Source organism: Parasphingopyxis sp. CP4 (assembly GCF_013378055.1).
GTDB lineage: Bacteria > Pseudomonadota > Alphaproteobacteria > Sphingomonadales > Sphingomonadaceae > Parasphingopyxis.
Genome location: NZ_CP051130.1, coordinates 1,655,275 through 1,667,787 on the forward strand (window position 1 = coordinate 1,655,275; position 12,513 = coordinate 1,667,787).

Annotated in this window: 11 protein-coding genes; 5 read left to right on the plus strand and 6 right to left on the minus strand. The window is 59.6% G+C overall.

The features are described from left to right. The first annotated feature begins 5 nt into the window (after window positions 1-5). The 5 genes from HFP51_RS07960 (at window position 6) to HFP51_RS07980 (ending at window position 5,542) form a co-directional block, all read left to right on the plus strand. Entirely contained in the window at window positions 6-1,124 is a 1,119-nt protein-coding gene (locus tag HFP51_RS07960; RefSeq protein ID WP_176875229.1) for an ATP phosphoribosyltransferase regulatory subunit, read from the plus strand. Between the two features lie 101 nt (window positions 1,125-1,225). Beyond that, window positions 1,226-2,515, plus strand: coding sequence for an adenylosuccinate synthase (locus HFP51_RS07965; protein WP_176875230.1), 1,290 nt, complete (start codon window positions 1,226-1,228; stop codon window positions 2,513-2,515). Between the two features lie 54 nt (window positions 2,516-2,569). Beyond that, complete coding sequence (locus tag HFP51_RS07970) at window positions 2,570-3,760, plus strand: parallel beta-helix domain-containing protein (protein ID WP_255454603.1); 1,191 nt, start codon at window positions 2,570-2,572, stop codon at window positions 3,758-3,760. Next, window positions 3,757-4,788, plus strand: a complete 1,032-nt coding sequence (locus tag HFP51_RS07975; RefSeq protein WP_255454604.1) for an SO2930 family diheme c-type cytochrome — start codon at window positions 3,757-3,759, stop codon at window positions 4,786-4,788. Before HFP51_RS07970 ends, HFP51_RS07975 begins: the two co-directional genes overlap by 4 nt. A 10-nt stretch (window positions 4,789-4,798) precedes the next feature. Then, a complete protein-coding gene (locus HFP51_RS07980; RefSeq protein ID WP_176875231.1) occupies window positions 4,799-5,542 on the plus strand; it encodes a class I SAM-dependent methyltransferase in 744 nt (247 codons plus the stop codon). On the opposite strand, the gene HFP51_RS07985 is transcribed toward HFP51_RS07980, so the two are convergent. The 6 genes from HFP51_RS07985 to HFP51_RS08010 all read right to left on the minus strand — a co-directional run bounded on the left by HFP51_RS07985 (window position 5,539) and on the right by HFP51_RS08010 (window position 12,482). Beyond that, entirely contained in the window at window positions 5,539-6,777 is a 1,239-nt protein-coding gene (locus HFP51_RS07985; RefSeq protein ID WP_176875232.1) for a dicarboxylate/amino acid:cation symporter, read from the minus strand. The genes HFP51_RS07980 and HFP51_RS07985 overlap by 4 nt on opposite strands. A 63-nt stretch (window positions 6,778-6,840) precedes the next feature. Next, window positions 6,841-8,628 (minus strand): SLC13 family permease, encoded by a 1,788-nt coding sequence (locus HFP51_RS07990; RefSeq protein WP_255454605.1) that lies wholly within the window; start codon window positions 8,626-8,628, stop codon window positions 6,841-6,843. Window positions 8,629-8,654: 26 nt separating this feature from the next. Further along, the gene (gene aroC / locus HFP51_RS07995; protein ID WP_176875233.1) at window positions 8,655-9,725 is read right to left on the minus strand and encodes a chorismate synthase; all 1,071 of its coding nucleotides are present in this window, start codon (window positions 9,723-9,725) and stop codon (window positions 8,655-8,657) included. A gap of 46 nt (window positions 9,726-9,771) precedes the next feature. After that, a complete protein-coding gene (gene fabI, locus HFP51_RS08000; protein ID WP_176875234.1) occupies window positions 9,772-10,578 on the minus strand; it encodes an enoyl-ACP reductase FabI in 807 nt (268 codons plus the stop codon). Continuing rightward, complete coding sequence (locus tag HFP51_RS08005; protein WP_255454606.1) at window positions 10,578-11,549, minus strand: YihY/virulence factor BrkB family protein; 972 nt, start codon at window positions 11,547-11,549, stop codon at window positions 10,578-10,580. Before HFP51_RS08005 ends, fabI begins: the two co-directional genes overlap by 1 nt. A 3-nt stretch (window positions 11,550-11,552) precedes the next feature. Further along, window positions 11,553-12,482: a DnaJ C-terminal domain-containing protein gene (locus tag HFP51_RS08010; RefSeq protein ID WP_176875235.1), complete on the minus strand. Its 930-nt coding sequence runs from the start codon at window positions 12,480-12,482 to the stop codon at window positions 11,553-11,555. Window positions 12,483-12,513: the final 31 nt, after the last annotated feature.

Genomic DNA, 12,513 nt, shown 5'->3' on the forward strand with positions numbered 1-12,513 from the left:
ACCCCATGACCAAGATTGCACCTGGATTGCTGCCCGAAGGGCTGCGCGACCGGCTTCCGCCCGAGGCCGAGGCTGCCGCACGCCTGCTCAGGTCTGTAATGGATAGCGTCGCTTCCTATGGCTATGAGCGCGTCTCACCGCCGCTGGCGGAGTTTGAGGAAGGCATGGTCGGCCAGCTCAAATCCGATGGTGCGCAGGATCTGCTCAGGATCATCGACCCGGTATCGCGGCGGACATTGGCCCTGCGGCCCGATATCACCGCCCAGATTGGCCGTATTGCATCAACCCGCATGGCGGGGCGCCCGCGCCCTGTACGGCTTGGCTATGGTGGTGAGATCCTTCGATTGCGTGCGACCCAGCTGCGGCCCGAGCGCCAACTCGTCCAGGCGGGAGCGGAGCTGATCGGCGCGGATAGCGTGGCCGCGGCGAGTGAAATCCTGTCCGTTGCGGTTGATGCTTTGGCCGCTGCTGGCGTCTCCGACATTACGGTAGACCTAACGCTGCCCGATCTCGTGCCGACCCTCGCCGAAGGCCCCTTCCCGCTCGCTCCTGAGCTGGTCGAACCGGTCCGTACCGAGTTGGACGAGAAGGATGCAGGTGCGATCGCTGCGCTGGGAGCCGATGCCTATTTGCCGCTGATCCATGCCGCCGGGCCGGTTGACAGAGCGCTCACGCAGATGCGCGCGATCGATGCCGGCGGTGCGCTCAAATCACGACTGGACGGCGTAGAAGCGATTGCCGGGACGCTCGCCAGCCGAGCGACGATTACGCTCGATCCCACCGAACGGCATGGCTTTGAATATCAAAGCTGGCTGGGTTTCTCTCTGTTTGGCGCAGGGATTGGCGGCGAGATCGGCCGCGGTGGGAGTTATGTGATCAACCATGCCGATGGCACAGAAGAACCGGCGATGGGCTTTTCCCTCTATGTCGATCCGCTGGTCGACGCCGGATTGGGAACCAAGGACAAGAAGCGTCTGTTCCTTCCGCTGGGAACGGATGCAGCCACCGCCAACCAGCTGCGCGCGGATGGTTGGCGGACGGTTGCCGCACTCACCAACGCGGACAGCGCGGAAACGCTGGATTGCACCCATCGATATGATGGTAGCGAACCGCAGGAAATCTGAATTCAGACGGCAATTTCGGCGCAACCGTGAATAGCGCCGTGGACGTACCCCTCTCAGGCAATTAGGAGCGGGTCGTAACCCGCAAGCGAAAGCGTTTCTCCATGGCTAATGTAACGGTAATCGGCGCCCAATGGGGCGATGAGGGCAAGGGCAAGATCGTTGACTGGCTATCGGCCCGCGCCGACGCAGTCGTGCGGTTCCAGGGCGGCCATAATGCTGGCCACACACTGGTGATCGGCAACGAAACCTACAAATTATCCCTCCTGCCCTCCGGCATTGTTCGCGGTACACCATCGATGATCGGCAATGGCGTTGTGCTCGATCCCTGGGCGCTGCGCGAAGAAGTCGCAAAGCTGCGCGGCCAAGGCGTCGATGTCACGCCCGATACCTTGCAAATCGCCGAGACCTGCCCGCTCATCCTGCCGATCCATCGCGATCTTGATGGCCTGCGCGAAGACGCCAGCGGTGAAGGCAAGATTGGCACGACGCGCCGCGGTATCGGCCCCGCATACGAAGACAAGGCCGGGCGCCGCGCGATCCGGGTCTGCGATCTTGCCCATCTGGACGATCTTGCGCCGCAGCTCGATCGCCTGTGCGCGCATCATGATGCGTTGCGTGCCGGCTTTAACGAGCCGCCGGTCGATCGCGAGCGCTTGCTCAATGATTTGCGCGAGATCGCGGACTTTGTCCTGCCATTTGCGCAGCCGGTTTGGCGCTCGCTCAATGCGGCGCGACAGCGTGGAGACCGGATCCTGTTCGAGGGCGCGCAGGGCGTATTGCTCGATGTCGACCACGGCACCTATCCATTCGTCACATCGTCCAACACGATTGCCGGGACCGCCGCTGGCGGCTCAGGCCTCGGCCCGGGCGCAGTCGGTTTCGTCCTGGGCATCGTCAAAGCCTATACGACCCGGGTTGGTGCAGGCCCCTTCCCGACCGAGCTTGAGGATGAGAATGGCCAACGACTGGGCGAACGTGGCCATGAATTCGGCACCGTTACCGGTCGCCAGCGGCGCTGTGGCTGGTTCGATGCGGTGTTGGTGCGCCAGTCAGTTGCAGTATCCGGCGTGACAGGTGTTGCGCTCACCAAGCTCGATGTGCTGGACGGCTTTGCCGAACTCAAGATCTGCGTCGGCTATCGGGTGAACGGCCGGGACTATGACTATCTGCCGCCGAACACCCAGGATCAGGCCGCGGTCGAGCCGGTTTATGAGACAATCGAAGGCTGGAGCGAGACGACAGCGGGCGCACGCAGCTGGAACGATCTTCCCGCCCAGGCGATCAAATATGTCCGCCGGGTCGAAGAGTTGATCGGGTGCCCAGTGGCGCTCGTCTCAACAAGTCCGGAACGCGAAGATACGATATTGGTGCGCGATCCCTTCGCCGATTGATCGCTGACAGTGTTGTCAGTAGACTGGTCCCGGGATTTAGGGAGGACCAGTGTTATGAAATCGATCGTCGCCATTGGCGCGATGCTTCTTGCATCGACAAGCGCAATTGCCGCCATTCACACCGTTGAAGCGGGTCCGGACGCCCAGGAACGGTTGCAAACCGCGCTGATCGAGGCGGAACCCGGCGATACGGTCCAGATTGGCGCAGGCCGGTTCGAGCTGACCGATGGCCTCTCGCTCGATGTCGATAATGTCAGTGTTCGCGGTGCCGGTCCGGACGAATCGATTCTCGATTTCACCAACCAAGTCGGTTCCGGCGAGGGTCTGATGGTGACGTCAGACGATGTCGTGCTGCACGGTTTTGCGATTGAGAATACACGCGGCGATGGGATAAAATCCAAGGAAGCCAATCGGATCGTCTATGACAATCTGCGGGTTGAATGGACGAACGGCCCAGATGCAAGCAACGGCGCCTATGGCATCTATCCGGTCGAATCGACCCATGTTCTGGTACAGAATTCACGGGTGATCGGGGCATCGGATGCAGGAATATATGTCGGCCAGTCGCAGCAGATTGTCGTGCGCCACAATATGGTGACCCATAATGTCGCCGGGATTGAGATCGAGAACAGTTTCTTCGCCGATGTTTATGAGAATATGGCGACGGAAAATACCGGCGGCATCCTCGTCTTTGACCTGCCGAACCTGCCGCAAATGGGTGGCCATAGCGTCCGGGTGTTCAATAATCTGATCCAGGACAACAATACCGACAATTTCGCGCCGGAAGGCAATATCGTCGCGGGCGTACCCGCCGGTACCGGTGTGATGGTGATGGCCAATCGCAACGTCCATGTGTTTGAAAATGTGATCCAGGATCATGGCACCAGCAATGTGATGCTCGTCGCCTATACCGAAGAATTTGACGATCCGAATTACGAGCCGACAATTCGCGATGTGGTGGTGCGCGACAATGTACAGGGTCGCGCTGGCTATGCGCCGGATTTTGAGGGCGGCGAGCAGCTGGCCGCTGCTGTCGGCGGCACCCTGCCGCCTGTGCTGTGGGACGGCATTGGTGACAATATCATCGTCAATGACCAAGTACCTGTTCTGTCGCTCGGCCTGACCAGCGCTGGCCAGGCGCTTAGCGAGGCGCAACCGTCCATGGCGGAAATTGCCAGCGAAGAAACGCCAGATGCACCTGAAGCGGTCGTCCTGCCAGCGAGCATGGAGGCTGCACTCCAGTGATCCGCGCGCTGGCCGCACTGGCCGGCTGGCTGGCGCTTGTCAGTGCCAGCGCGCCCATGCCTGTGGCCCAGGACGTGATCACCGGCGATACGCTGCCCCGATCGCTATCCGAGTTTCGCTTCTTCACCGACGGGATCGGCCATTCGCCCAATGACAGGGTCAGGCCCTATGCGCTGAACACGCCCTTGTTCAGCGATTATGCGCTCAAAAACCGCTTTGTCTATGTGCCGGAAGGTCAGACTGCGACCTACAATGCCGACGGGGTGTTCGAGTTTCCGGTCGGCTCTGCGCTCATCAAAAGCTTTGGCTATCCGGCCGATTTTCGGGATCCCGATAGCGAGATACGCTGGCTGGAGACCCGCGTGTTGCTGCGGCGGGACAGCGGCTGGGTCGCCCTCCCCTATGTCTGGAATGAAGATGGCAGCGATGCGACCTTGCGCCGGGCGGGGCGCCGCATGCCGGTGAGCTGGATCGATGCCAATGGAGAGACGCAAGAGATCAGCTATCGCGTCCCGAACCAGAACCAGTGCAAGACCTGTCATGCGCGCGATGACGAGATCGCCCTGATCGGACCGAATGCGCGCAATCTGAATGATGGTGTACGGCTGGCGCAATGGGTTGATTGGTCGATACTCGATCAGGCTCCCGACGATGCACCCCGCGTGCCGGTTTGGGATGATCCGGGCAGCGGTACGCTCGACGAGCGCGCCCGCGCCTATCTCGATATCAATTGTGCCCATTGTCATGAGCGCGAGGGCAGCGCGAGCAATTCGGGCCTGTTCCTCAGCTATAATGAAGACCAGACCGTCGCCCGCGGCATCTTGAAACGCCCGGTAGCCGCCGGGCGCGGCAGCGGCGGTCGCGATTTCGATATCGAACCCGGTCATCCGGAACGCTCGATCTTCGTCTATCGCATGCAATCGCGAGACCCCGGCATCGCGATGCCGGAACTGGGGCGCGGGATGCTCCATGACGAAGGCATCGCGCTGATCGAGGAATATATCGCCGCGATGGACGAGCAGAGTTGAGGATGGATCGATGACATCACGCGAATCCACCCAGTTGCTGCCGCGGGCTCATGCCGATGAAGCGGCATTTGACCGCAGTGCTGCAGATTGGGCGGCGTTGCTGGGTATCGGCGCCATCCAATGGCCCTGGCTGTTGCGGTCGCTCAATGGCGGGAGCCCAGCAGATAAGGAAGCGCTGCTCGATCGGCTGGGCCTGCCTGGTGATGCCTTACCCAATCTGGGCAGTTGGAAGGCCGATGTGGCTCTGCTCAGCAAGATCGCCGATCGCATCCTCGAAACGCGCCCCAAGCTGGTCGTGGAGTTCGGCGCAGGCGCATCGACCCTGATTGCATCGCGCGCGCTCCAGATAGCCGGCGGCGGGCAGCTGGTCAGTTTCGATCAGCATGCCGATTTCGTTGAACAGACGCGCGCTTGGCTCGCTGATCATAACCTGTCAGCAGAGATGCACGCCGTCCCGCTGGTCCGCTCTCCGGGGCCCTGGCATGGCCTGTGGTATGATCACGGACCATTGCCGGATGATATCGACCTGATGTTGATCGACGGCCCGTGCTGGACCATTCATCCCTTTACGCGCGGGGGTGCCGCAGAAGCGTTCGACAAGATTGCAATTGGCGGAATGGTGATGCTGGACGATGGCGCGCGACCCGGCGAGCGGGTGATCCGAAGGCGCTGGGCAAAAGCGCACCCCAATTTCGATTTCGAACTGGTGAGCGACGGCACCAAGGGCACCGTCATCGGAATACGCCGCCGCTAAACGTCGTCCGCCGAGACCATTTCCTCACGATCGATTTCGTTGGTCATGCTGGCCACTGTCGTCGCCACCGCTGCATCGCCGGAAACGTTGGTGGTCGTCCGCATCATATCCATGATCCGGTCCACGCCCGCTACAAAGGCAATCGTTTCCAGCGGCACACCAACGGCACCGAACACCAGCGCCATCATGATCAAGCCCGCACCGGGAATACCGGCGGCGCCGATGGCACCGAGTGTCGAGAGGATCGAGATCAGGAAATACTGCGCGAGCGTCAATTCAACACCAAAGATCTGCGCGCCGAACAAGGTGGCGAGGCCCAGATACATCGCCGTACCGTTCATGTTGATCGTCGCGCCCAGCGAAACGACAAAGCTCGATACACTGGGAGAAACGCCAAGGTTTCGCTGTGTGCATCGCAGCGTCACAGGAAGTGTCGCATTGGATGATGCGGTCGAATAGCTCACCGCGATTGCATCGATGATGCCACGGAAGAAATCGATCACCGGCAATTTGGCGAGGAATTTGATCATCGCCGAATACATGACGAGGATGATCAAGAGGCAGCCGATATAGTTGAGCGCCACGAGCTTGGCGAGCGCCACCAGTGCGTCGAAACCCAGCGTCCCGGCGACCCAGGCCATCAGCGCGAAGACACCGAATGGGGTCAGTTCCATGACCAGGATCGTGACCTTTTGCATGATGATCGCGCCGCTATCGAAGATTTTCTGGACAGGTTCGCCATCCTCCTTGGCCATCAAGATGCCAATGCCGAGCAGCATCGAGAAGACGATCAGCGGCAGCACGGCCACGTCCGCCATCACCTGGACCGGGCTTTCCGGGATCACCGACAAAAGCATATCGCGCCAGGTCGTCTCATTGGGCGTTGGAACAGCGCCCATTTCGATTGCGCTGGTATCGACCCCAAGACCCGGGCCCACAAAGGTACCGAGCGCCAGGCCCAGCCAAACGGCGATCTGACCCGTGACGATGAACAGCAGCAGCGCGCGGCCGCCGACATTACCGAGTTTTCTAAGGTCGCCAATCGCGGCCACCCCGGAAACAAGGCTGAAGAAAATGAGTGGGACGACGAGCATACGGATCGATGCGACAAAGACATCGCCGATGATTTTGATGCTTTCGGCGTCAGGCCCCCAGAGGCGACCGACAATGATCCCGAGAATGAGTGCGCCGATAACCCGTTGCCAAAGCGGGATTTCAAACCATTTCTTGATCACGTAACTCTCTCCGCCCGCTTTGTTTTTTCTTCTGCTATCGCCCAAGCGGCGGCGCGGCAACTCCTAGGAGAACATAAAGGCGATCGTTAAGCAGGTCGTGAAGCCCACAGCCGCAGTCAATGGCAGGCCGGCTTTGACGAAATCGAGGAAGCGATAATTACCCGCGGCATAGACCAGGGTATTGGTCTGATAGCCGATGGGCGTTGCAAAACTGGCCGATGCGGCGAACATGACGGCGATCACCAATGGCCGCGGATCGACGCCCAGCTGGTTCGCCAAACCGATCACAATCGGCGTCACAATCACAGCAACCGCATTGTTGGTAACGATCTCGGTCAGGATCACGGAGAGGATGTAGACGAGGAAGATCAGCGACCAGGCCGGCACCGATTGCAGCACTGGCACTGCCGCATCGACGATCAGCCCGACGCTACCCGCCTGTTGCAGTCCGACACCCACAGCGAGCATCGCGAAGATCAGGATCAACACATTGCCGTCGATCGAGCCCCAGGCTTCCTCCGCATCAATGCAGCGCGCGGCAAGAATGGCGCCCATGCCGAGGATCGCAGCGACTGCGAGCGAAACAATATTGAGCGCCGCCAGAGCGACAACGGCCGCCAGGGCCATGATCGCAATCGGCGCACGATCGCGGCGAAACTCCCGGGTCCGCGTCTGTCCGACACCGAGCAGGTTGGGATTTTCATACATCCGCCGAATTGCATCTTCAGAACCCGTAACCAACAGACGGTCCGCCGCCCGCATGCGCGAATTGGGCATGTCCGGCCCAGGCAGCTGCCGGTGGCGCGTGATGCCAATAATGCGTACCCGCAAACGGCTGAGAAACGGGATGTCGCTGAGACGACGCCCAAGGCTCGGATGGGTCGGCGCGATAGTTGCCTCGACCAGCGCTTCGCTGTTTGCGCTCGGACCATTGCGCCCGGCGATGCCCATTTCAAACTGGCGCGTCCGACGGAGTGAGAGCAATTCTGTCATGTCGGTGCGAATGATCAAATGATCGCCAGCCATCGCGATTTCTTCTGAAATCTCTTGCCGAACAAATTGGTCGCCACGCTTGATCGACAAAACTTTCAGTCGCGAGGGGCGAAGGGCCGATAGCTCACCATATTTACGGCCGATGACATCGCCATCTTCGGGCACGATCAACTCGGTTAGAAAGTCGGTGTCTTCCGTACTGCGATAGAGGGAGGACGGATCGCCCTTGGGCAGGAGCAGCGGACCGAAGATCGCGAGCGTCACCGCACCGGCCAGCGCTGCCATGAATCCATAGGGAGAAATCTCGAATATCCCAAACGGCTCCAGCCCTTCTTGCCGTGCGACAGCATCAACAATCAGGTTGGTCGATGTTCCGATCAAGGTCATCGTACCGCCTAGGATACAGATATAGGATAACGGTATCAGCAGCCGTTTGAGCGACATCCCGGTGGCTTCCGCCAACCGGGCGATGATCGGGATCAGCACCAACACCACTGGCGTATTGTTCATGAAGGCCGAGGCGACAAAGGCACCAATCAACAGCTCGACAAGCGCGAGGCGCGGTCGTTTTGCGGCGCGCGCAACAATGCCCGACGCCAGTGCGTCAATTGTTCCCGTTCTCAGCAACGCGCCAGAGAGCACGAACATCGCACCAATGGTTATCGGAGCGGGATTCGAGAATACCGAGAGAAGCCCGTCTGAATCGAGAATTCCCAGAAACAGGAATGTACAGGCGCCGAACAGGGCTACGACGGCGGCGGGAAAGCGTTCGAACAGAAAGGCGACGAACATCACGCCCAATATCACAAGGCCGATAATCGCCTCGTTCGCGTCGATAAAGAGCCGTATTGCTTCCAAATCCTACCCCCGAATATTCTTGCTTATCAGGAGCATTGAGCGCGGTGAAGCAGCATTTGATCTGCCAACACCAGCGCCATCATGGCCTCTACGACCGGGACACCGCGTATCCCGACACAGGGATCGTGGCGGCCCTTGGTCGATATCTCAGTCGCTTCGCCGTCTTTGGTAACGCTCTTCAATGGCGTTAAAATCGAGCTGGTTGGCTTGAATGCAGTGCGACAGACTATCGCATCGCCATTTGATATTCCGCCCAGAATGCCGCCGGCATTGTTCGAAAGGAAGCGCGGTTCATTGTTGCCCGGCTCCATCTGATCGGCATTTTCACTCCCCGAAATGCGCGCCGCTTCGAAGCCATTACCGATCTCAACGCCCTTGGTGGCATTAATCGACATCATTGCCGCGGCGAGCTCGCCATCGAGTTTTGCATAGACGGGTGCGCCCCAGCCAGCGGGCACGCCCAGCGCGACGCATTCAGCAACCGCGCCTAGCGAATTGCCATCCTTGCGCGCGCCATCAACCGCCGCTTCCCACTCTGACGCCGCTACCGGGTCAGGACAGAAGAAGCTGTTGGCATCAATCGCCGCATCGTCAAACCGCGCGCGATCGATCGCAATGCCACCCAGTTCGGTCAGATAGGCGCGGATCGAGATCGCCTCACCCAGCACCTTGCGGGCAACAGCGCCAGCCGCGACACGGGCGGCGGTCTCCCGTGCCGACGAACGGCCACCACCGCGCGGATCGCGAAACCCATATTTCGCGTCATAAGTATAATCGGCATGACCTGGGCGGTATTTGGCAGCGATCTCCGAATAATCCTTGGACCGCTGATCTACATTTTCGATCATCAGATGGATCGGCGTACCCGTAGTGCGTCCTTCATACACGCCGGACATGATCTTGACCGCATCCGGTTCCTGGCGCTGCGTCGTATAGCGGGACTGGCCAGGACGGCGCTTGTCCATCCAGGGCTGGATATCGCTTTCTTCGAGCGCAATACCTGGCGGGCAGCCATCGATGACGGCACCAAGCCCCGGCCCGTGGCTCTCACCCCAGGTCGCAAAGCGGAAGATGCGTCCAAAACTGTTATGGCTCATCAGCTATCTACCCATCCCTCGATCGGCCGCACGCGGCAGCGCCGGATCACTTCTCCAGCGCGATATCCGGCGCGTCCTCGGCCTTCATGCCAATTACATTATAACCGGCGTCAACATGATGGGTTTCGCCCGTGACCCCTGAAGCGAGATCGCTCAACAGGTAAAGCCCGGCCCCGCCGACATCATCGATTGTCACATTGCGGCGGAGCGGTGAATTGAGCTCATTCCATTTTAGGATGTAGCGGAAATCGCCGATCCCGCTCGCCGCCAGCGTTTTGATCGGGCCAGCCGAAATTGCATTCACGCGAACGTTGTCCGGCCCCAAATCCATCGCGAGATACTGTACGCTCGTCTCAAGCGCCGATTTGGCTGGGCCCATGACGTTATAATGCGGGACGACTTTTTCAGCGCCATAATAGCTCAGCGTCAGGATCGATCCGCCTTCCGGCATCATTTCGCTGGCGCGCTTGGTGACCGCGACCATCGAATAGACCGAGATATTCATCGTCATCAGGAAGTTATCGAGGCTGGTATCGACATATTTGCCGCGCAGCTCATTCTTGTCGGAAAAGCCGATCGCATGGACGACAAAGTCGATCGTCTCCCATCGATCCTTGAGCGTAGCGAATGCCGCATCCAGCGCATCCATGTCGGAAACATCGCATTCAATCAGGAAATCGGAGCCGACACTTTCGGCCAGCGGCCGCACACGCCGCTCCAATGCTTCCCCCTGATAGCTGAACGCCATTTCGGCGCCCTGCTCGTGCAGCTGCTTGGCAATACCCCATGCCAAAGACCGATCATTGGCTAGCCCCATGATCAGGCCACGTTTTCCGTCCATCAATCCCGTCATTACGGTTCCTCGACTGTAATTTCGGACGCAGTTTCGTCCGCTGTTTCCCTTAACTCGCTTTCGGGTACTTCCGCCAGTGCTGCGTTCAAATGCGATGCAACCACCACCCCGTAGCCAATGACGAAGAAAAACATCATCGACAGCATGAAACCGGCTAGGCTGCCATAGGTGAGATCATAGCTGATCAGGTTGGAGAGTATGATTGGCATTAACGCCGTGGTGCCAAGCCACCAGACCGTGACCAGCAGCGCGCCTGGCCATTTGGGATAGCGCCGCGCCCGATATTCGCGTGGCGTTAGCGTCCAGAACACGAGGTAGAAGCCGATATAGATCGCCGCCGCAGGCACCAACCGGGAAATTGTTACGACCACCCGATATTCTTCCAGCACCGGTGCAACGTCATAGATGAATTGCTCGATCCCGGTCATGACGAACTGCAAACCAAAGGCGAGCAGCGCGATTGCGACGGCCGCGATAATCAATCCGATCGAGAATAGCCGATACTCATAAAAGGGCCGCCCATAGGGCGTGCCATAGGCGCGCCGCAGAATCTCGCGGATCGTCTCGATAAAGCTCGCCGTGGTCCACAAACCGATGGCCGCGCCGATCCAGAGGAGATTTCCGGTACGTGCCGACAATACGCTGGCGATCGGGTCCTCCAGCGCCGAACCGACGCTTGGTGGTACATTTTGGAGGAACATGGCCACCGCCTGGAGCCCGTCTTCGGTGCGCCCCACGCTCTGGGCGATGGCAGCCAGGACGATGAAGAAGGGAAACAGCGCCAGCAGGGCCATGAACGCCAGATTGCCGGCATGGATAAAGCCTTCGGCATAGACGCCTTCAATTACCCGTTTGGTTGTCGTCCAGCCCCAGGTATTGGGCTCCGGCCGTTCAAGCGGTTTACCCTCGCGGATGCGCAGCTCGTCCAGTCTGCGCCGCGCCTCAGGCGAATGCGAGGCTTCGTGCGTCAAAGCCTAGACACCGAATTCCGAACGGGGATTTTGCGGTTTGCCGGGTTTCCAGCTCTTCACGAACTCGGCGAGATCGCCATCATCTTCAGGCAGGTCGATTTCGAGCTTCACCAGCTGATCGCCGCGACCGCCAGATTTCTTATGAAATCCCTTGCCCTTCAACCGCAATGTTTTCCCCGACGCCGCATTTTTGGGCACCGTTAGCATGACTGGCCCGTCCACAGTTGGCACTTTGATCTTCGCACCGAGCACGGCTTCATCGAGGCCTATCGGCACGTCGAGGCGGATATTGTCACCATCGCGTTCAAAGAATTCATGATCCTGGACGAAAATCGTGACGATCGCATCGCCTGATCCACCCGGTCCCTCCTCGCCCTGGCCAGTCAGGCGCATCTGCGTTCCGCTCTCAACGCCGCGCTTGAGCTTCAGATCGATCGTCTTGCCGCTCGACAGGGTAATGCGTTGATCATCGAGCCGAGCAGCATCATCGAACGCCACGGCTAGGCGATAGGCCACATCCGCGCCCTTGGGTGGCGGCGCGCTGCGCCGGCCAAATCCGCTAAACGGGCCGCGCGACGAACCGCTTCGACCACCACCGAACAGGCCTTCGAAGATATCTCCGATATCACCCGCTTCTGAGAATTCGAAAGATGAACCACCAGCGCCGCCCTGCCCGCCAAAGCCGCCGCCACCAAATGGATGCAGGGGATTTCCCTCAGCATCAATTTCGCCGCGATCAAACTGGGCACGCTTGTCCTTGTCGCTCAGCAGATCATAGGCATTGGTTGCCGCAGAGAATTTCTCAGCGGCTTTCGGATTGTCCTTGTTGCGGTCGGGATGCAGCTCTTTGGCGAGCGTACGATAGGCCGATTTGATTTCGGCTTCGCTGGCCCCCCGCGAGACTCCCAGTGTTGCATATGGATCTGCTGCCATGGTCCCCGTGTCGTATATCATGTCCCATTAG